Genomic DNA, 23,870 nt, shown 5'->3' with positions numbered 1-23,870 from the left:
TTGAAGAGTTATTATGAAATTTTTTATTTAAATGATACAAACATAAGCTTGATCGTTTAGGCTACGTTTAAAAAGCTAATGAATTTGCTAACGTGTTACTAAAAACCTGTAATTAAATTTATAGAACATGTGCTAATTATAAAAATTAAAGGAAGTGTTATCAATGAAAAAAATAGATTGGCATGCGCATTATATTTCACCTGGTTACAATGATTATTTAGATGAATGTTTTAAAGGTAAAGGCGATGGCATATCCACGCCCACTTTTTCAGTGGATGCATATCTGAAACTAATGCGTGCTTTAGATATTGAATTTGGCGTGTTATCTATTTCTAGCCCACATATTAGTGCTGCACTTGATGAAGATATCTTGCCACTTACAGAAGAAGTGAACCAATATGGCGCTCAAATTGTGGCAGAACATCCTGATAAGTTAGGATTTCTCGCAACATTACCATTACCATTTGTGGAAGAAAGTATTGAAACCATTGACCATGCACTAGATAAACACAACGCTTTAGGTTTCACATTACCTACAAATGCGAGAGGTATTTATCTAGGTGAGCCAGTGATTGACGATGTACTAGCTAAATTAAATGCTAGACATGCGATTGTTGCAATCCATCCAAATGAACCAAAGCCAAGTGTAGCGGTCATGAAAGATGTGATCTTGCCACCTTTAATGGAATTTATTTTTGATACGACCCGTACAATTATTTATATGAGTCAGCAAAACGTTTTTAGTAAGTATCCTCATATTCAATGGATTGTCCCTCATGGTGGGGCTGTATTACCAATCATAGCGCAACGTGTGAAGATAGGTAATGAAACGTTTAATCATAGCAACAACACTGATGATTTGGAGCAAGTAATGAAACACCTTCATTTCGATTTGGCTGGTATTGTGATTCCTTATCAGTTGGCTAACCTTTTACCTTGGGCCGATGAAAACAAAATTATATATGGCTCTGATTCGCCATACACGCCACATAAAGCAGTTCATGTACTTTCAGAGCAACTAGAAGAAAATGACATTGTCTCAAGTTCAACTTTAGAAGCCATATTATACCAAAATGGGAAAGAATTGCTCAATAAATATAAATAATAATATATTTAGATATATACTTTATCTAGCCATAAATAAGAGGCTGGGACATATCACATGTCTTAGCCTCAGTTTTTTATATTGGCAGTGGCTGACTGAATTGAAAATGCGCTTATATCAAGCTTTTTTCAATTCTAGTCAGCTGTGCCGGGGTGGGACGACGAAATTTTATTAGAAAAATTAGATTTCTGTCCCACTCCCTTATTTTTAATGTTCAATTTTATATTTATTTTTACTCATTACAAATCAAGCACATTGACATTCATGAACTAAAGCCAGATAATTTGTATAAATTATATTATTTGCAACTTATTTAAGGAGGTGCGAAGTCAATGACGACAACACATATTGATCCACGAATTACTAGAACAAAAAAATTATTGATGGATGCCTTTCGTGACATTGCTAAAGAAAAAAAGTTACAAACCATTACAGTGAAGGATATAACTGAACGCGCAACTGTTAACCGTGCTACGTTCTATGCTCACTTTTATGATAAATATGACATTATGGACTACACATTGTCAGAAACCATTCTTAAAAATTTAAACGATAACTTAACCTTATCTTCTGAACTTAATGATGAAACATTATGCAAAACGTTCATCACAATTACGAGTTATATTGAAGAAACACATAATGAATGTAAATTAAATAGTGCTGCATATGGTGAAGTAGTTGAAAAGAGAGTGAAAGAAGAACTGGAAGATATTTTCTTAACGTTAATTGTACAAAAACATCCAAATGAAGACAGAGAAGCATTAGCTACGAGTGCTCGCTTTTTATCTTGGGGGCTATATGGCACAGCTAAACATTGGTTTCATACGAGTAATACTTCTGCACGTAACTATATCGAAAAAGCACTACCTTTGTTTATGAGCCAAGTATTAAAATAAATTATACAAAAAAGCCTCTAAAGCAATGCATATTTGCTCTAGAGGCTTAATATTTTTCAAAAAACTATTTTTTGTTTTCATTAATAAAGTCTAGTACATCACCAGTTAACGCGACGCCATTGTTACTTTCGCCTTCTACGCCACCGTAATGTAATCCTACTACTTCATTATTCGCATTAAAGATTGGAGAACCAGAGTTGCCGCCAAATGTACTCGCACCATATGTAAGTTGCGTACCATTATTTGTCAGTACTTCCCCCTTACTTTCCCACATTGTAGCTAATGATTTATCACCCGGGTAGCCAGTTACTGTCACAGGATCACCTTTACTAACACTTGATGCATCTTGGATTGTTGCAGGTTGTACTACATCACCTACAGACTGCCCTTCATCATTGGTATTGAAATGTACAAGTACTAAATCTTCTTGACCAGGATAAGGTTGGACATCTTTTTCCGTAAATTCACCATACGGAAATGAACCTTCATTTTTAGCTGCAGGTGCAAATGTCATATCGCCGTTTGAAAGATTAGCAACATGCTTATTTGTTAATACAGTATTTTTATCGATGACTACACCTGTCGCTATATTTGATCCCATATTCATGTACCCTACTGATTGATAATGACCTGTAGTGGTATTTTCAATTTGTGTTCTATCTTCATCAGGTAATATGACCCTTGGCATAACTTCTGATGATTGATTATTAGTTGTATTATCATTTTGTTGCGTTTGTGTTGGCTGAGTTGTTGTATCGTTATTTTGCGTATCCGTAGCTGCAAAACTACTAAATGGTGCAATTGCGAATAACATTACTAAAGAAAAAGCTATACTACCTATCATTTTTCTTGTAAACATAAATAACCCTCCATCAAAATATATTATACTATTAAAATTTAAAGAAATTTTCAAAAATAATCAAATGTTAATATTAGCTTTTGAAAATATATCACCTTAATTTATAAGTTTTTTTAATAGTATATTCTTAGCTTATACCCTATCTTCGAAAATAGTATCACTTTCAAAACAACACATTTCTCCTTATGTCGTTTAAACAATAAATCGATAAACATGTTGTTTGCATTATATTTCATAACGTAATACAATACATTTAAGCAACAGGTGTTAGTTAGTTAATACTTGTTGTTTAAGTAAAGTTAGGAGGGATAGACGTGACAACAATTCAAAAACACAATGGTTTCAAACGGACTTTTCAACAGGATCATTTGACGTTAGGCTTAACGTTACCTTTTGATAATTCTGAACACATCGCATTGTCGTTGGAACATCAAGTTGATTTAGCACAATACGCTGAAACACTTGGATTTACAAGCCTTTTTGTACGGGACAGTCCGCTTTATAGCCCACATTTAGGAAATGTAACGACAAACTACGATCCGTTTGTATTTTTAACTTATCTCAGCGCCAAGACATCGAAAATCGCTCTCGGAACATCTAGTATTGTTGCTACATTACGTCATCCAATTCATATAGCGAAAGCTACTACTTCTCTTGACTTGATTTCAAATGAGCGATTATTGTTAGGTGTTGCTACAGGAGATCGATCATTCGAATTTCCAGCTTTTAAAGTAAATACAGACCATTTAACTGAGCAATTTCAAACAGCGATAACCTCTATAAATGATTTATGGAAAACACATTCGCCACAAATCTCAAATTCTATATTTGAATTATATGAGGATGCCGGTTTACAAATATTACCAAAACATAAGCATATTCCAATGTTTGCTACTGGGTATTCAAACCAAGATATATCTTGGTTAAAAGCGCACATGGATGGTTGGATGTTTTACCCACAAGATTTTCAAAAGCAAAAGAAATTATTACAAGATTGGCATCAAAACGATGTATTCAAACCTTTTATGCATCCACTTGTTATCGATTTGTCGATGAATCCAAATGAGTTGGTTAAACCTATTAAAGGTGGCTATCGCTTAGGTAGAAATACTTTAATAAAAATATTAAAATCATATGAACGTATAGGTACGAATCATATCATGCTACATTTAGTTGAAAATGAAAGAACTTATAAAAATATATTAACAGAGGTAGGAAATTATATTATTCCACACTTTCCACCTCATGAATTACAGGAGGAAAAAAATTATGACACTATTAGATAGAATTAATATACTCGCAAATAAAGAAAAAGTTGAAACATTGAGCATTGAAGAAAAACAAGAACAACATGTGTTAAGACAAGAATATTTACAAATGATTCGTGGACAAGTTGTTAACACATTCTCAACTTTGAAAGTCGTTGACCCTTTAGGTGAAGACATTACGCCAGATAAAGTCTATGAATTACGTGAAAATATGGGCACTTTAGATTTAAATTAAATTTATAACTATATAATAAATATTCACAAAAAACGGCTGTGCGCTTTCATATCAAAGCGCACAGCCGTTTGTTATTTCTAAGTTTCACAATATGCAGTTACTTATATCAATCATTTAAAATTTGTTGCATTGAGCGATCAACACTATTCGCATACATATTTCCAAATTTTACTAAGTGCACCATTAATAAATAAAGTCGATAAAATTCTAAGCGTGCCTCTGCGCCATCGCTCAATGGATAATGCTTATTATATTCATCATAAAATGCTTGAGTAAAACCACCAAACACAGTAGTAATACCTAAATCAAATTCTCTATCACCATATAAGGGTGCCGGATCAAATAGCGCAGGCGAACCATCTTCCAAGAACATGTAGTTGCCTCCCCATAAGTCTCCATGCAACAAGGATGGTTTGCTTGTATGTTGATTCAACGCCTCTATAATGACCTTACGTACATGTGCATATGTTTGAGCATCATCATCTGTCCAGCGTTTTAATCGCAATAATTCATCTTTTAAATGATCCAGACGGCGTTCCACGAATAATGTTGTCCATGAATCTGTCCAGCTATTATCAAATGAAATATCTCCGCCTTCATAAGGTAAATCAAAGCCAAATTTTCCAGCTGATTGTTGGCTATGCATTTTCGCAACAAGCTGTCCTAATTCTTTTTGACTACCGGTCGTACCTTCATCTAAAAAGGTTAATAATAAATAAGCATCGCCATTAATTTCTCCACTCCCAATTACTTTAGGCGCAGTAATTTGAGCTTGCTCAAAAAGGTTTAAACCTGCAATCTCTGCTGCAAAGAACGCTTCATTACGATCACGTTGCACGAGTAAAAAATAAGTTTCATCGGGCGTTTTCACTTGAAATGCTTCATTCACATCTCCACCACCAACAGATGATATAGATTCTATATGATTTAATGGAAGTTGTGCTTGCCATTCTTGTTTCATTTGTAACCCCTCCATAACTTTTCAACTATAATATCGTTACTTCATTATTATTACCGTTTTCAACATATATTAATCAATAATGCTTATTGTCATACATTTTATGTGACACTTCTTAAAATTATCTTGATTTACTCTAGGCATATATTCAGTAAAATGCTAGTCTATTAAAGACATCATTTTCAATATGGCCAACAATATAAATTAACTTTTGGCTTAAATACATATTTTCAATACTAATAAAATTCGATTAACGGAGTGATAATCTCATGTATAAACTAATCAAACCTATTTTATTTCAATATGATCCTGAAAAAGCACATGGTATGACGATCGACGCACTGAAATTCGTACAAAAACATTCTAAATTATTACCAGTCATCGAACAATTATTTCATTATGAGCATGCGGCCCTACATCAAAAAATTCATGGTATTCATTTTGACAATCCAATTGGTCTTGCAGCAGGCTTTGATAAATCTTGTGAAGTTCCTAAAGCTTTAGAAAAAGCAGGATTTGGTGCAATAGAACTCGGTGGTGTTACACCTAAACCACAGCCTGGTAATCCAAAACCACGTATGTACCGATTAGTTGAGGATAATGCTTTAATTAACCGTATGGGCTTCAACAATTTAGGTATGAATAAGGCACTTAGTAACTTACGTAAATATAGCTATCAAATACCTGTAGGTTTGAATGTGGGCGTGAATAAATTTACTGATTATGAATCACGTTATCAAGATTATATAAAAGTAATTGATACATTTAGAAATGATGTAACTTTCTTTACTGTGAATATTAGCTCACCTAACACTAAAAATTTACAAAGCTTCCATGACAAAGATGAATTCTCACAGCTTTGTTCTGCAATTCAATCATATAAAGACAGTCACGATATCAACGTTCCTATTTTTATCAAGCTGACTTCAGATCTTGATTTAGATAGTTTAGGTCGTATGTTGGACCTTATCGTTGAAACTTTTGATGGCATTATTTTAGCTAATACCACTCAAAAACGTGAACAGTTACATTCTGACAATCAACATGAAACTGGTGGTTTAAGTGGTAGACCACTATTTGAGCGTAATCTAGAACTCATTTCTTATGCTTACAAACAAACAAATGGTCAGTTTTTAATTATTGGTACTGGTGGTATATTTAATACAAATGACGTTATTACAATGATGCGCCATGGTGCTTCACTGGTACAACTCTATAGTGCATTAGTATTTGAAGGTCCAGGTCTTACTAAAAAATTAAATAAGAACTTGGCAAAATATCTTAAAACAGAAGGTTATGCGCATATAAGTGATATTATAGGATTAGACGTATAAAATTCAGCAATTATTTAATTTAAAATCATATTACATTATTTTTATTAGGGTATGTAAATAATAAAGGAGGCGCTATTATGTACAAGAAAATACTATTAGCTTATGACTTTGGCAACACATTCGATAACGTTCCGAAAGAACTACAAAACTTAACTGCTGGCGTAGATGACGCAGAAATTACAATTTTCAATGTTATTTCTGAAGGAGAATTGCAAACCTCAGTACGCTATGATGGTAAACATTTTGAAGAATTAGCAAACGAAAAGGGCAAAGAACTTGATCCATTTGTTCAAAAATTAGAAGATCTTGGTTTAAATGTTCGCGTGAGATTTAGTACAGGGTACATCAAGCAATCTATTCTACAAGAAGTAGAAGAAAATCATTATGACATTATCGTCATGAGTAATAAACGTGCAAAATCAGACATTAAAAATGTCCTAGGCAATGTCACTCATAAAATTGCTAACAGCGCGAATCTTCCTGTATTAATTATAAAATAATAGGTATATAAATAAGGAAGCCTCCATCTAAATCTTGGAAGCTTCCTTATTTTTTTAGCATTATCGTCGATTATTTTCGACTTCTATTTATTCTTGATCCTCTTGATTCAAGTATCTTTCAATCACTTGTAATACACCAGAGTCATCATTAGATGGTGCACGATGTTGGGCTATTTTTTCAAGTTCTGGACTACATTTTGCCATAGCATAACTATGGGTCGTCAGTGCAAGCATTTCTAAGTCATTATTAGCATCTCCAAAAGCTAATAATTCGTCTTTATCTATTCCCCATTGGTTTAAAAGTGCTTGAATCGCCACACCTTTATTCACACCAGGTAAAATAAGATCCACACTCTCAGCACCGCTTGTCACGGCACGTATTTCGTGTGCATATTCACTTTCCAAACCAGCTTTAACTTGCTTTACGATATCGTCATCTTTGATTCTCATCGCCACTTTAACAAACTGGTCATCTTTGATATCACTAAAGTTTTCAACTTTTTCAATATCATAGTAATAGTTGGTAATAAAATTCATAAACTCATCGCTACAATTACTTTTAACATATGCTGATTTAATCCCACTTACTATAACGTCAGAGATATTATAATCCACCATAATTGTCTGTAAAATGTCAAAAGTAAGTTGCTGGTCAAAATGTGAGGAAGATACTAACGTATCATTAACATATGTAACAGCACCATTTTCTGCTACATACGTAATTTGTGATTCCTTGCCTGGGAAATATGATCGTAATTGCGCATATTGGTTTCCACTTGCTACAATAAATTTTATATTACGTTTCGTTACTTCTTCAAATATTTTTTCAAAATATATTTCATCAAACGTATGATTGGATTTAAATAACGTTCCATCTTTGTCTACTGCAATTGCTTTTATCATCGGTATACATCCTTCCAAATTCGTTATCAACCCTAACAATATATGTTACTACTTACTTTACATCACAATAATATTAAATAAATGACCATCTATGTCACTAAACAAACCACCATAAAACCCTTCTAGCATCGTACCGCTCTGCAATACTTTACCGCCTGCTTCTTCAACTTTATTCAATAATGCATCAACCTCTTGGAACTGGGATACGGAAATAGAAACTAATGCTTCATTTGAGCCTATATTAGAAAGGTGAGCTGCTTTTTTAAATTGGCTATGCTCAATAAGCATGATAATTTTATTATCAATCGTTTGAATTCCTCTCATTTTATCCAAAACAGCGTCATTTTGCTGAATTTTAAAGCCAATTGCGCTATAAAATGCTTCGCTTGCTTTAAGGTCTTTTACTGGTAAATTTAGCCACGCTGATTGTATATCCATTTTAACATGCCCCCTATTTTTACTCACCATACCATATCTCACTCTATATGGGGCATTAATCATCTGCTTTAAACTACATAATCCTTATCCACTTACATTGTGATTATACTTATAGTTCAAGTAATTATTTCCTAGGTTATACTATAAAAGCTAAAATCTAACGAATTAATCATCATTAATTTGAGTGAGTTTACGAATTTGCGATAGGTCGATCTTTTCAATCAATTGTTCATATGTGTTTAATGCCTTTTTAGTCATTGTTAATCCTTCTTCAGTTAGATAGATATACATAGCACGCTGATCTTCAACACATTCTTGTCTATAAACGAGCGGACAATCCATTCTTTCTATCCTAACGATTAAACGCGACATTGCACTTTGACTCAAATCTACAATTTTGATTAAATCATTCATTTTATATTTTTTTCCTGTTGCTTTATAAATTTCGTATAGTACATAAAATTCTTTTAAGCTTAAATGATATTGTTGTTTTAACGTTTTTTCTATTAATGATTCTGTATAGTGCACATATTTTGTCATTTCAATCCAATTATTTATTTTTTGCTGTTGTTCCATATAACATCCCCCAATACTTATCTAACATCTCTATTTATTCTTATTTGAATTTATCGATTTAAATTACGTCTAAGCTTGATTCAACTGTTAATCCCATAATTTACCATTAAAAAGTGAGCGCATTCACTTAAGATTAACACATTCATTATTAAATAAAAAAGTACGCCTAAATACAACTAGCAACTTACTTTTTAATAAAAAAACATACTGGAAGGCTTTATAAATAAAAAGTCCTCTCAGTATGTTCAGCTCACTATGAATTGCTATTTAATAATTTCTCTTTTAGATCTTTACGTTCATATTCTAATGAATATGGATCATTCAACCAATAAATACCTTCATCTACTTTAAATGTATGATTGTTTTGTACCGCTTCAGTATTTTTCCAAATTTCTTTATTTTCAAATGATAAGTCTGACCCTTTTGCTACAGGAGTCACAACATAATCGCCAGCCATTTCAGGAAGCTCTTCTTCTGAGATATCAGCTAAATCATTTTTCTTCGTTGCTTTTTCTACTGTCTCTGGCATTTTCAGACCAAATGAGTCATATAAAATCTCACTACCATGACCATATGTCTTACCTAGTGCATAGATTTTTTTATCAAAGTCTTTGATGATAGACACTGTTGTATCTGCGCCAATGGCATCTTTAATTGCTTTACCATCATCTTTTGTTTTTTGCTCCCAGTCTTCAACCCATTTTTTTGCTTTATCTTCTTTGCCAACAATTTTCCCAAGTTCTAAGTGTTGTTCTTTATAGTCATGTTTTGCATAATCAAAGGCAACAGTAGGCGCTATTTTTTTCATTTTTTTTAAGTTTTTATCTGTATTATAAGTAATGATTAAATCTGGTTTGAGTTTCGCGACGCTTTCTACATTTTCAGCATCTACCTTCTCAACATCTTTAAATTTTTCTTTTAATACTTTACTGTCATCAACGATATTCGCAACACCTACAACATTTGCATCAAGTTGTTTTAAACCACCTGCATATGTTGCCCCTAAAACGACAATACGCTTAGGATCTTTAGGTATTTTCACTTTATCTCCTGAGTCTTGTTTGTAAGTTGTTTTTTCGCTATCTTTTTTAGACGACTTACCTTCTGAGCCATTGCTACACGCTGCAAGTACAAGCACCAACACTAACAAAGGTAATAATAGTTTCTTCATTGTTTATGTCCCCCTTTTTTATAGTATTTTAAATTATACAGGAAGTTGTATTAAACACAATCATATATAAAGAATTACTATTTGAAATTCTAAATGATTGTGAATGTTATATAAATAAACAGTTACTTTCTTAATATATAGAAAGTAACTGTTTTGTATATTCATGCCGTTGATCACTAAATAAATCTTCTATACTAAAATCGTCTACAATGTGACCATTTTTCATTACAATAACTCTTTCAACCAAATGATTTAAAAAGGCCATATCATGCGAAATCATCAACATGCCTTTTTGTGTTCTGTGATGATAATCTTTTAGTACTTCAATCATTTTTTGCTCTGCAATAACATCTAAGCTAGCTGTGATTTCATCACATAAGAGCATATCTGGTTCCAACATCAGTGTACGTATTGTATTAAATCGCTGTAATTGGCCGCCACTTAATTCATCAGGTAACCTATCTAACAACTTAGCATCTAATTCCATAAATGTCATCAATGCTTTCATTCTTCGATTTACATCACTCGTATCCGTGCCTTTATAATACTGTATAGGTTCTGCTAAGGATTTTCCTATATTAAACTTCGGATTAAAACTATCATATGCATGCTGAAATATAGGTAATAATGTTAATCCATGTGTGTTGATTTGTCCCTCGGTCGGTTGAAGTAAACCTAGCATGAGATGCGCTAAAGTGGTCTTTCCTGAACCACTTTCACCTACGATACCAATAATTTCATCCGCTTTTATAGTCAGGTCAATATGAGTTAAAATAGGCGCTTGATCATATTTAAAGTTTATTCCTGTTAATTCAATCATAAACATTCTCCCTTCTTAGCTGGCTACGGGAATTAAATAGCTCCAAGCTATAGGGTTTTACATTGTGATTTTTAAAGGCTGTAACATGATTAGAATCTATCACTTCTCCGTGACGAATTACATGAATCCAGTCACTAAAATCTAAAACGTGGGATAAATTATGTGTGATGATTAATAACGTCACTTGATGCACTTCTGCTAAATGTTTAATTAAATTCATTACATTATAACCCGTTATCGCATCTAATGATGAGGTTGGTTCATCAGCGATAATGACTTCTGGGTTTAACATCAAAACACTCGCAATTTGTACCCTGGCAAGTTGGCCTCCAGATAAGCTAAAACAGTATCGTTCCATAACTTGATCAGGTGCTAAATCTACCCATTGTAATGCTTTTGTGACAAATTGCTTTGCCACTGTTTTTTTCACTTTATAGTGCATTCTATAAATAGCCATAAGTTGCTTACCAAGTTTTGTATGATCATTAAAGCTGTGTGTGTAGTCCTGAGAAATAAAGCCTATTTCTTTGCCTAATAAAGTATGCATATCTCTGACAACTTGATTTTTGTAATGTAGTGCATCGAATTCCATATCTAATGCGCGTGGTACACGTTGAACAAGTGCTTTAGCAGTTAAACTTTTACCAGAACCACTTTCACCAACTAGGACATTCACTTTAAATTGCTTTAGTCCTAGATTGATATTATGGATGAGTTCAGTTCCTGAATTATCTTTGATTGATAGATTGGATATCTCGAGTATATTAGTCATCCAAATCACGCTTCCCTTTTAATAATTTATCTCGTAACGCATCACCAGCTAAATTGAATAATAATATTGTTAGTGTAATTAAAGTTGCTGGCACAATTAATAATAATGGATAAGAACTAATATAGTCACGTCCAGCATTAAGCATTGCACCCCATTCAGGTGAAGGTGGTTGCGCACCTAATCCTAAAAAGGATAGTGATGAAATATAAAGTATGATTTTACCAAAATCCACAGTCATCAGCACAATAATAGATGGCGTAACTTGTGGTAAAAAATGCTTCCAAATAATTGTACGCGTTGGCACATTAAAAAGCTTAGCCATTTGTATATAAGGTTTCATCATTTCACTGCTTACTACAGAACGCGTAAGTCTTGTATATGTCATCCATTTAATTATTGTAATGGCGATGACTAAATTCCAAATACTTGGTTTAAAAAAGCTGGCAAATGCAATCATCAATACAAATTCTGGAATACTTAGTCCAATGTCAATTAAACGCATAATCACTGTATCAACGATGCCTTTTTTGTAGCCTGCTAAAAGTCCAAGTGGTACACCAATAATTACTGTAACAAGTAATGTAACCAAACTAATGAGTAAAGTGTATCTTGCTCCAACAATAACTCTCGATAATAAATCTCTACCATAATCATCTGTGCCTAACCAATGGACCAAACTTGGCGTTTCCAAAGCATTACCTAAATGTACTTCTAATGCACTATGAGTTGAAACAAAAAATTGCGCTATGATAATTATGATGAGATAGAAGGCAAAAACATAGAAAATGAGATTGTGTTTATTCATATGTTTCATTACATCTCACCATCCTGACGCGCTACTTTAGTCTTTTTACGTTTTTTATTGTATCGCCGTTTTGGATCTAGCCATAATAGCAGTAAGTCACTGATTGTGTTAGCTAGAACTACAAGGAACCCGATCATAAGGACTGCTCCTTGCACGACAGGATAATCCCTTGCTCGAATACTATCGACTAAGAAATGGCCAATACCTGGTATGCCAAATAAGTTTTCAATAACCACTGTGCCTCCAATAAGACTGCCTATAGACATACCCAAGACTGTAACGACCGGTAAAATAGCAGGTTTAAACAAGTCTTTCCATAAAATATAACGTTCAGACATCCCTCTGAGACGAGCCGCTTCTACTTCTTTTGATTGATACAATTCTACTAAATTAGAACGCATTAACCTGACATAATAGGCACTCATACCTATGCTAAGTGCTATCACAGGTAAGACGTACCCCGCTAACGAATCTAATCCGGATGATGGGAGTAAGTTGAGTTTTTGAGCAAACACATAAATCAATAATGTTCCCAAAAAGAAAGACGGTATACTAACAGTAAAAGATGTTACTATACGGATCAATGTATCAATCCAAGTATGATAGTATTTCGCTGCAATAATACCTAATGGCACTGCTACAATAAAAACAATAATAATAGTCAAAACAGCTATGAATGCTGTAGGTGGCGTATAATAAATCAATTCATTGATTACAGGTTCACCGGTTTGATAACTCGTACCAAAGTTCAATTGTACAATTTGTCCTAACCATTGAATATATTGGATGACTACGGGTTGATCTAAACCTAATTTTTGTTTAGTGGCTTCAATTTGTTCACTTGAAACATTAGCTACATCTAAATGTAAGATTTTGTCGACTGGGTCTCCTGGCGTAAGTTTCATTAATATAAACGTGATAGTAGAAAGGACAAACAATACAATGATCATTTGTCCAATTCTAGAAAGTATATTTTTTAATATCATTGTTTTTTATCTACTTTATAATCGATAAGGTAGACGCCTTCAGGTGTTGCTTTTAAGTTTTCTACATCTTTACTCATACCGACGATATTATCATTATATGAAATATAACTATTTGCTAAGTCTTTGTTCGTTATATCAATAATTTCATTCGTTAAATGATGACGTTCATTTGTATCTACTGTTTTATTAAATTGATTTATTAGTTCAGTCACTTTGTCATTGTCATAATCACCTGCGTTAATCGCACCTTCTGGTTTGTACGCTTGGTTGAAGAAATAACCTGTGTCTCCTCTTGGAATCGTACCAAAGCTATAAAGTGACGCATCCCACTGACTTTTATCTTTGAGATAACCTTGAATATCATCGACATTACGTAATTTAATATCAATATTTGCTTTTTTAGCATCTGATTGGATGACTTGTGCAATTTTTGGAAGCTCTGGACGTCCATTATATGTTGAAACTGTTAATTGTAATGGATGTTCTTTTGTATAGCCTTCTTTTTCCATGATTTGCTTGGCTTTATCTATATCTTGTTTCTGTACTTGTTGATTCTCTATGAAATCTAATTTGGTATTAAAAGGCCCAGTCGCTGGTTTAGCGTGACCTTTAGACACATTTTCAGCAATACTTTCACGATCTATGACTTTATCAAGTGCTTCGCGTACAGGTTGCGTCATCTTATCGCTTGTATGGTTATACAAGAGTAAGCCTGTTCTAAATCCTGAGACATTTGATACTTTTGTTTTATCACTCTCTTTTAGTGTTTTTACTTTTTCAACAGGTACATCTGTAATGACATCTGCTTTACCTGATTCTAAATCACTTGTCCGTGCGTTACCATCCTCTTGATATGTAACATTGATATGATCTAGTTTCGGTTTACCTTGCCAGTAGTCTTTATTTTGATCTAACTTAATTTTTTGAGATTGCTTATAGTCTTTAATTTGATATGGCCCAGTACCAACAGGGGTTTTATTTACATCGCCTTCTGCTTCCGTATCATAGATTGCAGAAAATGGACTAGCAAGCTCTGAAACTAACTCAGGATATGCTTCTTTTGTCGTAATCGTAACATTTTGTCCATCTACTTTAATGTCTTTGATAGGAAGTGAACCTTTTACTAAGTCACTTTTCTCAATACTTTCTTCTAAACTAGATTTCACTGCTTTACCAGTCACTTTTTTACCATTTTGGAATTTAATATCATCTTTTAATTTTAGATCTAGTTGAGTTGGTGACTTTTGATTATATGATTCAACTAATAATTTTTGAACTTTTCCTTCTGCGGAGGCTTTAAACAAAGATTCTGCTGCGCCAATTTTCACTGGTACATCTGTTTCATAAGGGGCGATTGAAGTTGTTTTTAAAGGTAATTCAATGTCTAAAGTGTTTCCTTTAGATTGACTTCCAGATCCACTGCAACCTGCTAAAGTAATTGCCGCGGTTGCAAACAATACAACTATTTTTTTCATTTATATTCCTTCTTTCTAAAAAATCACTCTTAAAATCAATTAGAAATTTATAGTTTAAAACTCATACAATAAGGCTTACTATCCTTTCAGCCCTATTGTTTTAAGTTTAAATATTATATCACTCTATTTGTTGTTCTTTCATTTGATTACCCGCAAATAGCATAATCCACGTAGCAATAATAAATGGCAATGTAAATACCGGCAAGCCAAATGGCGTTAATAGCGTAGTCATGCCTGCATGTAAAACGACAGTTAGCAGAATGCCTAACACAATACTTATATAACGCGGAATTCTAGTACTAAACGCGACACCTAAAGCTAACACTGTAAGTATGACATTATAGCCAAACAGACCATCATTAATTTGGTCGTGATTGCCACCAAGTACCGTGACTGCTGCAAAACCTATAATATTTGCAATTATTGCAAATATACCAGCTTTTCGAGAAGCAATAAAAATACCAATAAGAATTAATATACCTGCAATCATATTTTTGAGTAAAAAGATTTCACTGAAGCCCGTTAAAAATGCACTTATAAAGTCGATACTATGACCAGAAAACTCAATTTCCTGAACAGTATTCGGTAAAATATTTACATCTGCATTCACAAATTTAAATTGGAATGACATGAGTAATACAATCCAACTTACAAATACATACGGCATTGTTAACATTGGCACACCAAATGGTTTGAAAAACTCTCTAAATGCCGAACCAATAGGCATTGTTATAATAATTGCCACTAATACAATAACCACACTATACCATTCTGGTACTAAAAATAATGTTAATGCAATGGCAGTAAGTACGGGATTAAATCCGGCCAATCCTGTATTGATTTCCTCTTCGGAATAATTCGTTCGTTTTGCAAGTAATAAGGAAATGACACTTGCACTCAAAGCCATTAGCCCCACTTTCCAATTACCTACAAAAATACCTACTAAAACAAACAACCCTGTCCATGGATTGTTCAATAATAATACTTGCGCAATATTCTTCAATATTATCCGAATAGCGTCCACATCGTCACCTGATTTCTATATACTTTGACTTAAATAATAATATATTAATATCCACTAAATTTAAAGAGATACATATCGCCCGTAATAAAATTCATTTTTTTATTTTTTCACACTCTCAAGGGGTTATTCTTGTAGTTAAATAGTATTCGGAATATCATTATATAGCGGACATAATTAACGTACACGATATAAATAATGGAAAGGTAGTGAAGCTCGTGCATTTTACACAACGTGAACAAGATAAGTTGATGTTAGTCGTAGCATCAGATTTAGCACGTAGACGTCAACAACGCGGTTTAAAATTAAATTATCCTGAGGCAGTAGCCATAATTAGTTTTGAACTGCTTGAAGGTGCTAGAGATGGGAAAACCGTGGCTGAACTGATGAGTTACGGAAAACAAATATTAAGTGAAGATGATGTAATGGAAGGCGTTGCCGACATGCTAACAGAAATGGAAATTGAAGCGACTTTCCCTGACGGAACTAAATTGATTACCGTCCATCACCCAATCGTTTAAAGGAGGATTTATATTATGAAACCTGGTGAAATTATAGTTAAACGTACAGAAATAGAAGTAAATAAAGGTCATAAATCCACAATACTTAATGTGAAAAATACTGGAGATCGACCAATACAAGTTGGCTCACATTATCACTTTTTTGAAGCAAATCCAGCGCTAGATTTTGACCACGAAAAAGCCTATGGTAAACGACTAGATATTCCGGCAGGTGCAGCCGTTCGTTTTGAACCAGGTGATGAGAAAGAAATTCAACTCGTTGAATATTCTGGCAAACGAAAAATTTATGGTTTTCATGGTGCAGTAAACGGGCCAATTGATGAATCTCGTGTCTATCGAGATGAAGATTTATCAACAGAAGAAGTTAATGAAGAAAACGAAAATGCGAATAAAGAAAGTGGGTATAAAGCATGAGTTTTAAAATGACGCAATCACAATATACAAGTCTTTATGGTCCAACTGTTGGTGACTCTGTAAGACTTGGAGATACAAATTTATTTGCAAGAGTAGAAAAAGATTACGCTACGTATGGCGACGAAGCAACATTTGGTGGCGGTAAATCTATCAGAGATGGCATGGCTCAAAACCCTAATGTCACGCGTGATGATAAACAAGTTGCAGATTTAGTTATGACAAATGCAATGATTATCGACTACGATAAAATCATTAAAGCTGATATAGGTATCAAAAATGGCTATATTATGGCAGTCGGCAAAGCTGGTAACCCTGATATTATGGATAACGTAGATATTATCATTGGTGCTACGACGGATATCATTTCTGCAGAAGGCAAAATCGTAACTGCGGGTGGTATCGATACACACGTTCACTTTATTAACCCTGAACAGTCACAAGTTGCACTTGAAAGTGGTATAACTACACATATTGGTGGCGGTACTGGTGCATCTGAAGGTGCAAAAGCAACTACAGTTACTCCAGGACCATGGCACCTACACCGCATGTTAGAAGCAGCGGAATCATTGCCATTAAATATCGGTTTCACTGGTAAAGGACAAGCAGTAAATCACACTGCATTAGTAGAACAAGTACATGCTGGTGCGATTGGCTTAAAAGTACATGAAGACTGGGGCGCAACGCCCTCAGCATTAGACCATGCTTTACAAGTCGCAGATGACTATGATGTTCAAATCGCATTACACGCCGATACATTAAATGAAGCTGGTTTCATGGAAGAAACGATGGCCGCAGTAAAAAACCGCGTATTACACATGTACCATACAGAAGGTGCTGGTGGTGGCCACGCGCCAGATTTAATTAAATCTGCTGCCTATCCAAACATCTTACCTTCTTCTACAAACCCAACGCTTCCATACACAGTAAATACTGTAGACGAACATTTAGATATGGTCATGATTACCCATCACTTAAACGCTGCAATCCCTGAAGATATCGCATTTGCTGATTCACGTATTCGTAAAGAAACAATTGCAGCAGAAGATGTATTACATGATATTGGCGTATTTAGTATGGTAAGTTCTGATTCTCAAGCTATGGGACGTGTCGGTGAAGTTATCACACGTACTTGGCAAGTTGCGCACCGTATGAAAGAACAACGCGGCGCATTAGAAGGTGACAGTAAACATAATGACAATAATCGTATCAAACGTTATATAGCGAAATATACGATTAACCCTGCAATTACACATGGTATTTCAGATTACGTTGGTTCTATTGAAGAAGGCAAACTCGCCGATATTATCATGTGGGAACCTGCTTTCTTTGGCGTAAAACCAGACGTTATCCTTAAAGGCGGACTCATTAATACAGCCATTAATGGAGATGCTAACGGTTCTATCCCTACTTCCGAACCATTGAAGTACCGTAAAATGTACGGACAACTAGGTGGCAATATGCAAAGTACTTCAATGACTTTCGTATCTTCAACAGCATACGAAAATGATATTGATAAAGTACTCGGCTTAAAACGTAAAGTGAGACCTGTTCGCAATATTCGTAAGTTAAGTAAAGCAGATATGAAAAACAACAATGCAACACCAAAAATAGATGTTGATCCACAAACATATGAAGTATTCGTAGACGGTGAAAAAATCACAAGTGAACCAGCTACTGAACTACCGTTAACTCAACGCTATTTCTTATTCTAGGAGGTAAAAAATGATCATCGAAGAAATTGTAGGAAATATCGCTAACATTGCTGATAGTGAAAAAGGTAAGCATACAGAAAAAGTATACTTGGAAAACTCTGATTTAGTTAAACGTATTCAGCGTGTAACGACAGACCATGGTAATGAAATTGGTATACGTTTAAAACAACCTATTGATTTACAATATGGTGATATTTTATATAAAGACGATACGAATATGATTATCGTAGATGTGAATTCTGAAGATTTACTCGTTATTAAACCACGTACGCTCCAAGAAATGGGAGAGATCGCGCATCAACTTGGAAACAGACATTTGCCAGCACAATTTACAGAAACTGAAATGCTTGTACAATACGACTACTTAGTAGAATCTTTATTAAAAGATTTAGGGATTCCATACGAACATGAAGATCGTAAAGTAAATAAAGCATTTAGACATATAGGTCATTCACATGACTGATCATGCACACCTACGTCTGTTTCAATTTTGTGATTCCCAATTTCCGACAGGTGCATTTAGTCATTCATTTGGACTTGAAACTTATATTCAGCGGGACACAGTACATGACGAAGAAAGCTTCCAACAATGGCTCACGCTATTCTTAAACGAACAATTGACATACGCAGATGGCTTAGCCATGCGCCTTGTCTATGATGCGCTCAATCAAAATGATTCAGAATCTATATTGCGATTAGATAAAATTCTTTTCGTGCAAAACTTACCAAAAGAAACACGACAAGGTTCAAAACAAATGGGTAACCGCATGGTCAAACTCGCTTCAGAACTTTATGATAGTGACTGGATTGACTGGTACAATGCACAACTAAAAGAGAAGAAAGCCAAGTTGCATCCTGCCATTTGTTTTACGATGCTCGGACATCATTTAGGGGTCGATATCGAAACAATTATTGATTATTATTTATATCAAAACGTGTCTAGTTTAACTCAAAATGCTGTACGTGCAATTCCTTTAGGGCAAACTGCTGGTCAACGTATTGTCCATCATATGATTCCACTTATGAAAGAGACAAGAGACCATATCATGACATTGGATGAATCCCAATTAGGCATTACTGCGCCAGGATTAGAAATCAACCAGATGGAACACGAGAACGTCAATGTAAGAATTTTTATATCTTAGGAGGACAATTTTTATGACAGAGACAGTTAAAATAGGTATCGGGGGCCCTGTCGGTGCAGGTAAAACCCAACTTATCGAGAAAATTGTTAAACGTTTAGCAAAAGACTTAAGCATTGGTGTTATCACTAATGATATATATACAAAAGAAGATGAAAAAATATTAGTTAACTCAGGTGTATTACCTGAAGATAGAATTATCGGTGTTGAAACAGGTGGATGCCCACACACAGCAATTCGTGAAGATGCGTCAATGAACTTTGCAGCAATTGATGAATTAAAAGAACGCAATGAAGATATAGAACTTATTTTCATTGAATCTGGTGGCGATAACTTAGCTGCAACTTTCAGTCCGGAACTCGTTGATTTTTCAATTTATATTATTGATGTGGCACAAGGCGAAAAAATTCCACGCAAAGGTGGACAAGGTATGATTAAATCTGACTACTTTGTAATCAATAAGACTGACTTAGCGCCTTATGTTGATGCATCATTAGAACGCATGGCAGAAGATACAAAAGCATTCCGCGGTAACCGCCCATTCACTTTTACAAACCTTAAAACCGATGAAGGCTTAGACAATGTACTTGAGTGGATTGAACAAGATGTATTTCTTAAAGGATTAGCTTAATGTCTGAATCAAATCCACAATGGACCGGCCAATTAGATCTAACTGTTTTTAATAACGGAAAAAAATCTGTTGCGCGTGATATCTTTTTTGAAAGAGCATTAAAAGTAATGCGTCCAGTTTACTTAAACGGCTCTGATATTCCTACATTTTATATTGTAAACGTAGGTGGCGGTTATTTAGATGGTGATCGCTATAACATGAACTTCAATATAGACACTAATGCGAAAGTCATATTAACTTCGCAAGGTGCAACAAAGATTTATAAAACGTTGAATGACCATGTGGAACAATATCAAAATTTCAATATTAAAGATAACGCTTATGCGGAATATGTAGGCGACCCAATTATCGCTTTTGAAAATGCCAAATTCTACCAACATAATACATTTAACTTGAGTTCAACAGCAGCTTTATTTTATACAGATATTTTAACACCTGGATATTCTAAAGAAGGTAAAGCCTTTAGCTACACATATATGCATTTATTAAATGAAATTTATGTAGATGATGATCTCGTTGTATTTGATAATATGTTACTTGATCCAACTAAAAATAAAGTTGATGATATCGGTTATATGGAGCATTATAGTCACTTGGGTTCTTGTTATTTTATCCACCCAAATGTTAACCAAAAATTCATAGATAACGTATTCGATCAAATTAAACACTTGCAACAAGCATATGATTGTCGCTTTGGTATTACACACTTACCAACACATGGTTTTAGCATTCGTATTTTATCTAACAAAACGCAAGTAATTGAAAAGATTTTAACGACATTACAAACTTACGTTGTTAAAGAAATCTTCAATCGTGACGTTGACTTTTTAAGAAAATATTAGTTGTTCTCGAGGTTGGACATAAACACCTAGCCTCAAAATAAAAGGACTAATCCATTTAATAATGGATTAGTCCTTTTTATATTTAAAAATTTACGATTTTGCCCGATTCTAAGGGAAGCATGCATAAAATCAAAGTTCATAACGTTCTATCGATAGTAAAAAAGCCTTTAAGAACTCAAAATATTCTTAAAGGCTTTTTAAATATATATAAATTTTTAACTACAGACACAACTTTTAAATTAAATTAAGTAACCAGACTAAACTTATCACTAATAAAACAATCGTAACGATATAAATCAATAACTTTTGCCCTTTAGTTAAAGTTTTTTCACCGTCCGTAAACAAACTAAATAACGAACCATCTTTGCCCATTAATAATGCAATAGAATAAATAAGTAAGACTAAAGATAAAATAAATAATATTAATGCAACAAATACCATAATAGTACTCCTCTCACAATACAATCTGTTTTTCTTAGTTCTATGCCTATTCATTCTATCTTAATATTCAAATTTGTAAAATAAAGCCTATATAAATGATCATAGTGATTTTATTTCTATTATATTATGGTAATTGTCCTTTTTTCTCTAATCGTTTAACTTTAAATGGTGCGTAAATTAATACCACAATTAATACTAATCCTAAATAACCAATAAATGGATAAAAGAACGACATTAAGTCTGTAAATCCTGCAAAGCTTACTGCAAAGCCAATTAAAATAGATACGATATAAAATACTTTAAACTGTATTGTTTCAGGAGTAGTAAAACGTGTAGCAAGTGAATAGAACATACCTAAACACGTATTAAATATCATTAAATAGATAATGATAGACATAAGGACACCTAAAATTGGTGAGATATCATTGACAAGCCCTAACATCGGCATTGGTAAATCTCCTACCGTTTCAATTTTAGAAAGTATCGCAAAATGACTTATCATGATCATCACACCTAAAACGAATCCTCCGATGAAACCGCCCCATGCAGCTATCTTAGGATTTTTCTCACTACCACCCATAACGATTGCCATAGTTGCTCCTAAACTGATATTTAACGAAACGTAATTAACGCCTGAAATAAACCAATTCGGCACCGCTGATGTATGTTCCTTAGCTATGTCAGTAAGTTCAGTAAACGTACCTGACATTGTAAACAAGCAATACACAGCAACAACTAGAATAGCTATAATCAATAACGGTGTAATATTACCGATAACTTTAACCACATTATCTACACGTAACATACCGAATAAAAATACTAAAAGAACCATTAATAGCGTTCCAATGACTGCCGGTATACCAAACTGTTGCTCAAAGTTCGAGCCACCACCAGCGAGCATTACGACACCAAATCCAAACAAGGCGATGATGAGTACAATATCTATCACCCATGCAAGCACTTTACCAAACAATGTACCGCCTGTTAATTTATGTATTACATCATTATGACTCTGAGCTTTAAACTTACTACCTAGCCATACAAGCACCATACCAATATATGAAAATAGCATTGTTGAAACAATTGCTGCAAATATGCCCATCATACCGAAACTAGTAAAATATTGTAGAATTTCTTGTCCTGAAGCAAATCCGGCGCCTACAATGATACCAATTAAGGCACTACCTATTAAAAATACCTTCTTCATAGTAATCCCCTTTGTTAGTAGTAATTTTTGTTAAAAACGTAAAATCATCATTGTGAAATAGATCGCATTACATTATATAACCCCTTTGTACACATCTATCAATGTAACTTCGTATTGTCTCCCACAGCAATGTAAACGTTTACATATTCATAGTAACTCACTTGGCTTTAATTTTCAAACCGCTAAAAACACTTATCCTTGATGGTATTTACATTATATAATACGCACTTTTCAACTAATAATAATATCATTATAGAGAAAACAAATTTTTAAACTTTTCACTATAAAACTGATACAATTATGTAGTCCAATATTAATAGATAATTATAGGAGTGGTCTCATGGTAGAAGAATACATATATAGAAATACTGTACAACCATCTTGGATTGACCGTAACAACCATATGCACGACGCACAATATTATTCAATATTCAGCGATGCAGTTGTTGGTTTCTTTGAATCTGTAGATTTATCAATTTCATATCGTCCTAATCAAGAAGTAACGATATTTAGTATGGAAGCACATATTTCATTTTTAAAAGAATTACTACTAGATGATTCGTTTTATATTAAAGTTCGCATTTATGATTATGATGCCAAAAGAGTTCACCTCTTCTTAACAATGTATAATCAGCAAGACGAACGTAACGCTACATATGAAGTTATTATGATGGGTGTAAGTAATCAAACACGCCGTAGCATGAATTTTCCTCAACCTGTTTATGATAAAATCAAAGCTTATTTTGATCGTCAACAATCTTTCGAGGTACCTAAACAACTCGGTCATGTGATTAGTATACCTAGAAAATAACTATGCGATACTTAGAAGACTTTTATT

The 23,870-nt window shown here is 33.8% G+C and carries 28 protein-coding genes; 14 read left to right on the top strand and 14 right to left on the bottom strand.

Annotated features, from left to right (window positions below):
- The first annotated feature begins 163 nt into the window (after positions 1–163).
- Positions 164–1,105, top strand: a complete 942-nt coding sequence (locus AAA453_RS03130) for an amidohydrolase family protein (RefSeq protein ID WP_427706206.1) — start codon at positions 164–166, stop codon at positions 1,103–1,105.
- Between the two features lie 332 nt (positions 1,106–1,437).
- Entirely contained in the window at positions 1,438–2,001 is a 564-nt protein-coding gene (locus tag AAA453_RS03125; protein WP_427706204.1) for a TetR/AcrR family transcriptional regulator, read from the top strand.
- Positions 2,002–2,065: 64 nt separating this feature from the next.
- Here AAA453_RS03125 and AAA453_RS03120 read toward each other — a convergent pair whose 3' ends face one another.
- Complete coding sequence (locus tag AAA453_RS03120) at positions 2,066–2,860, bottom strand: trypsin-like serine peptidase (protein ID WP_069817872.1); 795 nt, start codon at positions 2,858–2,860, stop codon at positions 2,066–2,068.
- Between the two features lie 314 nt (positions 2,861–3,174).
- Between AAA453_RS03120 and AAA453_RS03115 the strand changes: the two genes are divergently transcribed.
- Both AAA453_RS03115 and AAA453_RS03110 read left to right on the top strand, forming a co-directional pair.
- The gene (locus AAA453_RS03115; protein WP_427706202.1) at positions 3,175–4,146 is read left to right on the top strand and encodes an LLM class oxidoreductase; all 972 of its coding nucleotides are present in this window, start codon (positions 3,175–3,177) and stop codon (positions 4,144–4,146) included.
- Positions 4,130–4,363, top strand: a complete 234-nt coding sequence (locus AAA453_RS03110) for a DUF896 domain-containing protein (protein WP_069817870.1) — start codon at positions 4,130–4,132, stop codon at positions 4,361–4,363. Before AAA453_RS03115 ends, AAA453_RS03110 begins: the two co-directional genes overlap by 17 nt.
- Positions 4,364–4,469: 106 nt before the next feature.
- On the opposite strand, the gene AAA453_RS03105 is transcribed toward AAA453_RS03110, so the two are convergent.
- Complete coding sequence (locus AAA453_RS03105; protein ID WP_427706200.1) at positions 4,470–5,324, bottom strand: fructosamine kinase family protein; 855 nt, start codon at positions 5,322–5,324, stop codon at positions 4,470–4,472.
- A 266-nt stretch (positions 5,325–5,590) separates the two neighbouring features.
- Here AAA453_RS03105 and AAA453_RS03100 point away from each other — a divergent pair, with 266 nt between their 5' ends.
- A complete protein-coding gene (locus AAA453_RS03100; RefSeq protein ID WP_427706198.1) occupies positions 5,591–6,655 on the top strand; it encodes a quinone-dependent dihydroorotate dehydrogenase in 1,065 nt (354 codons plus the stop codon).
- A gap of 77 nt (positions 6,656–6,732) precedes the next feature.
- Positions 6,733–7,155, top strand: coding sequence for a universal stress protein (locus AAA453_RS03095; protein WP_069817867.1), 423 nt, complete (start codon positions 6,733–6,735; stop codon positions 7,153–7,155).
- 87 nt (positions 7,156–7,242) lie between these two features.
- Here the strand turns inward: AAA453_RS03095 and AAA453_RS03090 are convergent, their stop codons facing one another.
- From AAA453_RS03090 to yut, 10 genes are all read right to left on the bottom strand, one after another.
- Positions 7,243–8,058 (bottom strand): Cof-type HAD-IIB family hydrolase, encoded by an 816-nt coding sequence (locus AAA453_RS03090; protein ID WP_427706196.1) that lies wholly within the window; start codon positions 8,056–8,058, stop codon positions 7,243–7,245.
- 57 nt (positions 8,059–8,115) lie between these two features.
- On the bottom strand, positions 8,116–8,496 hold the full coding sequence (locus AAA453_RS03085) for a VOC family protein (RefSeq protein WP_427706194.1): 381 nt from the start codon (positions 8,494–8,496) through the stop codon (positions 8,116–8,118).
- Positions 8,497–8,661: 165 nt separating this feature from the next.
- Positions 8,662–9,072, bottom strand: a complete 411-nt coding sequence (locus tag AAA453_RS03080; protein WP_069817864.1) for a MarR family winged helix-turn-helix transcriptional regulator — start codon at positions 9,070–9,072, stop codon at positions 8,662–8,664.
- A gap of 253 nt (positions 9,073–9,325) precedes the next feature.
- Positions 9,326–10,243: an ABC transporter substrate-binding protein gene (locus AAA453_RS03075; RefSeq protein WP_427706192.1), complete on the bottom strand. Its 918-nt coding sequence runs from the start codon at positions 10,241–10,243 to the stop codon at positions 9,326–9,328.
- Between the two features lie 130 nt (positions 10,244–10,373).
- Positions 10,374–11,063, bottom strand: a complete 690-nt coding sequence (locus AAA453_RS03070) for an ATP-binding cassette domain-containing protein (RefSeq protein WP_427706190.1) — start codon at positions 11,061–11,063, stop codon at positions 10,374–10,376.
- Positions 11,056–11,835, bottom strand: a complete 780-nt coding sequence (locus AAA453_RS03065) for an ATP-binding cassette domain-containing protein (RefSeq protein WP_427706188.1) — start codon at positions 11,833–11,835, stop codon at positions 11,056–11,058. The genes AAA453_RS03070 and AAA453_RS03065 overlap by 8 nt, the downstream gene beginning before the upstream one ends.
- A complete protein-coding gene (nikC, locus tag AAA453_RS03060) occupies positions 11,828–12,649 on the bottom strand; it encodes a nickel transporter permease (protein ID WP_427706186.1) in 822 nt (273 codons plus the stop codon). The genes AAA453_RS03065 and nikC overlap by 8 nt, the downstream gene beginning before the upstream one ends.
- Entirely contained in the window at positions 12,649–13,626 is a 978-nt protein-coding gene (gene nikB / locus AAA453_RS03055; RefSeq protein WP_069833156.1) for a nickel ABC transporter permease, read from the bottom strand. The genes nikC and nikB overlap by 1 nt, the downstream gene beginning before the upstream one ends.
- Positions 13,623–15,101 (bottom strand): nickel ABC transporter substrate-binding protein, encoded by a 1,479-nt coding sequence (nikA, locus tag AAA453_RS03050; RefSeq protein WP_427706184.1) that lies wholly within the window; start codon positions 15,099–15,101, stop codon positions 13,623–13,625. The genes nikB and nikA overlap by 4 nt, the downstream gene beginning before the upstream one ends.
- A 118-nt stretch (positions 15,102–15,219) precedes the next feature.
- A complete protein-coding gene (yut, locus tag AAA453_RS03045) occupies positions 15,220–16,125 on the bottom strand; it encodes an urea transporter (RefSeq protein ID WP_427706182.1) in 906 nt (301 codons plus the stop codon).
- 215 nt (positions 16,126–16,340) lie between these two features.
- On the opposite strand from yut, the gene AAA453_RS03040 reads away from it, so the two are divergent.
- The 7 genes from AAA453_RS03040 to AAA453_RS03010 are packed head-to-tail and all read left to right on the top strand — an operon-like array spanning position 16,341 to position 21,384.
- Entirely contained in the window at positions 16,341–16,643 is a 303-nt protein-coding gene (locus tag AAA453_RS03040) for an urease subunit gamma (RefSeq protein WP_069817856.1), read from the top strand.
- Between the two features lie 15 nt (positions 16,644–16,658).
- Entirely contained in the window at positions 16,659–17,057 is a 399-nt protein-coding gene (locus AAA453_RS03035) for an urease subunit beta (protein ID WP_427706180.1), read from the top strand.
- Positions 17,054–18,769: an urease subunit alpha gene (gene ureC, locus AAA453_RS03030; protein WP_046466000.1), complete on the top strand. Its 1,716-nt coding sequence runs from the start codon at positions 17,054–17,056 to the stop codon at positions 18,767–18,769. Before AAA453_RS03035 ends, ureC begins: the two co-directional genes overlap by 4 nt.
- A gap of 10 nt (positions 18,770–18,779) precedes the next feature.
- Complete coding sequence (gene ureE / locus AAA453_RS03025; RefSeq protein ID WP_427706178.1) at positions 18,780–19,232, top strand: urease accessory protein UreE; 453 nt, start codon at positions 18,780–18,782, stop codon at positions 19,230–19,232.
- Positions 19,225–19,914: an urease accessory protein UreF gene (locus AAA453_RS03020; RefSeq protein WP_427706176.1), complete on the top strand. Its 690-nt coding sequence runs from the start codon at positions 19,225–19,227 to the stop codon at positions 19,912–19,914. The genes ureE and AAA453_RS03020 overlap by 8 nt, the downstream gene beginning before the upstream one ends.
- 13 nt (positions 19,915–19,927) lie before the next feature.
- Positions 19,928–20,542 carry an urease accessory protein UreG gene (gene ureG / locus AAA453_RS03015; RefSeq protein ID WP_069817853.1) on the top strand — a complete coding sequence of 205 codons (615 nt, stop codon included), beginning with the start codon at positions 19,928–19,930 and terminating at the stop codon, positions 20,540–20,542.
- Positions 20,542–21,384 (top strand): urease accessory protein UreD, encoded by an 843-nt coding sequence (locus AAA453_RS03010; protein ID WP_427706174.1) that lies wholly within the window; start codon positions 20,542–20,544, stop codon positions 21,382–21,384. Before ureG ends, AAA453_RS03010 begins: the two co-directional genes overlap by 1 nt.
- 234 nt (positions 21,385–21,618) lie before the next feature.
- Here AAA453_RS03010 and AAA453_RS03005 read toward each other — a convergent pair whose 3' ends face one another.
- Both AAA453_RS03005 and AAA453_RS03000 read right to left on the bottom strand, forming a co-directional pair.
- On the bottom strand, positions 21,619–21,825 hold the full coding sequence (locus tag AAA453_RS03005; protein WP_002511563.1) for a hypothetical protein: 207 nt from the start codon (positions 21,823–21,825) through the stop codon (positions 21,619–21,621).
- A 124-nt stretch (positions 21,826–21,949) separates the two neighbouring features.
- Positions 21,950–23,032: a YkvI family membrane protein gene (locus tag AAA453_RS03000; RefSeq protein WP_427706172.1), complete on the bottom strand. Its 1,083-nt coding sequence runs from the start codon at positions 23,030–23,032 to the stop codon at positions 21,950–21,952.
- Positions 23,033–23,372: 340 nt separating this feature from the next.
- Between AAA453_RS03000 and AAA453_RS02995 the strand changes: the two genes are divergently transcribed.
- Positions 23,373–23,843 carry a thioesterase family protein gene (locus tag AAA453_RS02995; RefSeq protein ID WP_427706170.1) on the top strand — a complete coding sequence of 157 codons (471 nt, stop codon included), beginning with the start codon at positions 23,373–23,375 and terminating at the stop codon, positions 23,841–23,843.
- The last annotated feature ends 27 nt before the right edge of the window (positions 23,844–23,870 follow it).

The sequence above is a fragment of the Staphylococcus parequorum genome, assembly GCF_039237145.1.
Lineage (GTDB): Bacteria > Bacillota > Bacilli > Staphylococcales > Staphylococcaceae > Staphylococcus > Staphylococcus equorum_A.
Note: the sequence above shows the minus strand (reverse complement) of the source record. Positions and strands in the feature narration are given on the sequence as shown.

Excerpts from the sequence above, each read along its gene's own strand:
- AAA453_RS03130 (WP_427706206.1), top strand. The coding sequence starts at position 164 with ATGAAAAAAATAGATTGGCATGCGCATTATATTTCACCTGGTTACAAT.
- AAA453_RS03125 (WP_427706204.1), top strand. The coding sequence starts at position 1,438 with ATGACGACAACACATATTGATCCACGAATTACTAGAACAAAAAAATTA.
- AAA453_RS03120 (WP_069817872.1), bottom strand. The coding sequence starts at position 2,860 with ATGTTTACAAGAAAAATGATAGGTAGTATAGCTTTTTCTTTAGTAATG.
- AAA453_RS03110 (WP_069817870.1), top strand. The coding sequence starts at position 4,130 with ATGACACTATTAGATAGAATTAATATACTCGCAAATAAAGAAAAAGTT.
- AAA453_RS03105 (WP_427706200.1), bottom strand. The coding sequence starts at position 5,324 with ATGAAACAAGAATGGCAAGCACAACTTCCATTAAATCATATAGAATCT.
- AAA453_RS03100 (WP_427706198.1), top strand. The coding sequence starts at position 5,591 with ATGTATAAACTAATCAAACCTATTTTATTTCAATATGATCCTGAAAAA.
- AAA453_RS03095 (WP_069817867.1), top strand. The coding sequence starts at position 6,733 with ATGTACAAGAAAATACTATTAGCTTATGACTTTGGCAACACATTCGAT.
- AAA453_RS03090 (WP_427706196.1), bottom strand. The coding sequence starts at position 8,058 with ATGATAAAAGCAATTGCAGTAGACAAAGATGGAACGTTATTTAAATCC.
- AAA453_RS03085 (WP_427706194.1), bottom strand. The coding sequence starts at position 8,496 with ATGGATATACAATCAGCGTGGCTAAATTTACCAGTAAAAGACCTTAAA.
- AAA453_RS03080 (WP_069817864.1), bottom strand. The coding sequence starts at position 9,072 with ATGGAACAACAGCAAAAAATAAATAATTGGATTGAAATGACAAAATAT.
- AAA453_RS03075 (WP_427706192.1), bottom strand. The coding sequence starts at position 10,243 with ATGAAGAAACTATTATTACCTTTGTTAGTGTTGGTGCTTGTACTTGCA.
- AAA453_RS03070 (WP_427706190.1), bottom strand. The coding sequence starts at position 11,063 with ATGATTGAATTAACAGGAATAAACTTTAAATATGATCAAGCGCCTATT.
- AAA453_RS03065 (WP_427706188.1), bottom strand. The coding sequence starts at position 11,835 with ATGACTAATATACTCGAGATATCCAATCTATCAATCAAAGATAATTCA.
- nikC (WP_427706186.1), bottom strand. The coding sequence starts at position 12,649 with ATGAAACATATGAATAAACACAATCTCATTTTCTATGTTTTTGCCTTC.
- nikB (WP_069833156.1), bottom strand. The coding sequence starts at position 13,626 with ATGATATTAAAAAATATACTTTCTAGAATTGGACAAATGATCATTGTA.
- nikA (WP_427706184.1), bottom strand. The coding sequence starts at position 15,101 with ATGAAAAAAATAGTTGTATTGTTTGCAACCGCGGCAATTACTTTAGCA.
- AAA453_RS03035 (WP_427706180.1), top strand. The coding sequence starts at position 16,659 with ATGAAACCTGGTGAAATTATAGTTAAACGTACAGAAATAGAAGTAAAT.
- ureC (WP_046466000.1), top strand. The coding sequence starts at position 17,054 with ATGAGTTTTAAAATGACGCAATCACAATATACAAGTCTTTATGGTCCA.
- ureE (WP_427706178.1), top strand. The coding sequence starts at position 18,780 with ATGATCATCGAAGAAATTGTAGGAAATATCGCTAACATTGCTGATAGT.
- AAA453_RS03020 (WP_427706176.1), top strand. The coding sequence starts at position 19,225 with ATGACTGATCATGCACACCTACGTCTGTTTCAATTTTGTGATTCCCAA.
- ureG (WP_069817853.1), top strand. The coding sequence starts at position 19,928 with ATGACAGAGACAGTTAAAATAGGTATCGGGGGCCCTGTCGGTGCAGGT.
- AAA453_RS03010 (WP_427706174.1), top strand. The coding sequence starts at position 20,542 with ATGTCTGAATCAAATCCACAATGGACCGGCCAATTAGATCTAACTGTT.
- AAA453_RS03005 (WP_002511563.1), bottom strand. The coding sequence starts at position 21,825 with ATGGTATTTGTTGCATTAATATTATTTATTTTATCTTTAGTCTTACTT.
- AAA453_RS03000 (WP_427706172.1), bottom strand. The coding sequence starts at position 23,032 with ATGAAGAAGGTATTTTTAATAGGTAGTGCCTTAATTGGTATCATTGTA.
- AAA453_RS02995 (WP_427706170.1), top strand. The coding sequence starts at position 23,373 with ATGGTAGAAGAATACATATATAGAAATACTGTACAACCATCTTGGATT.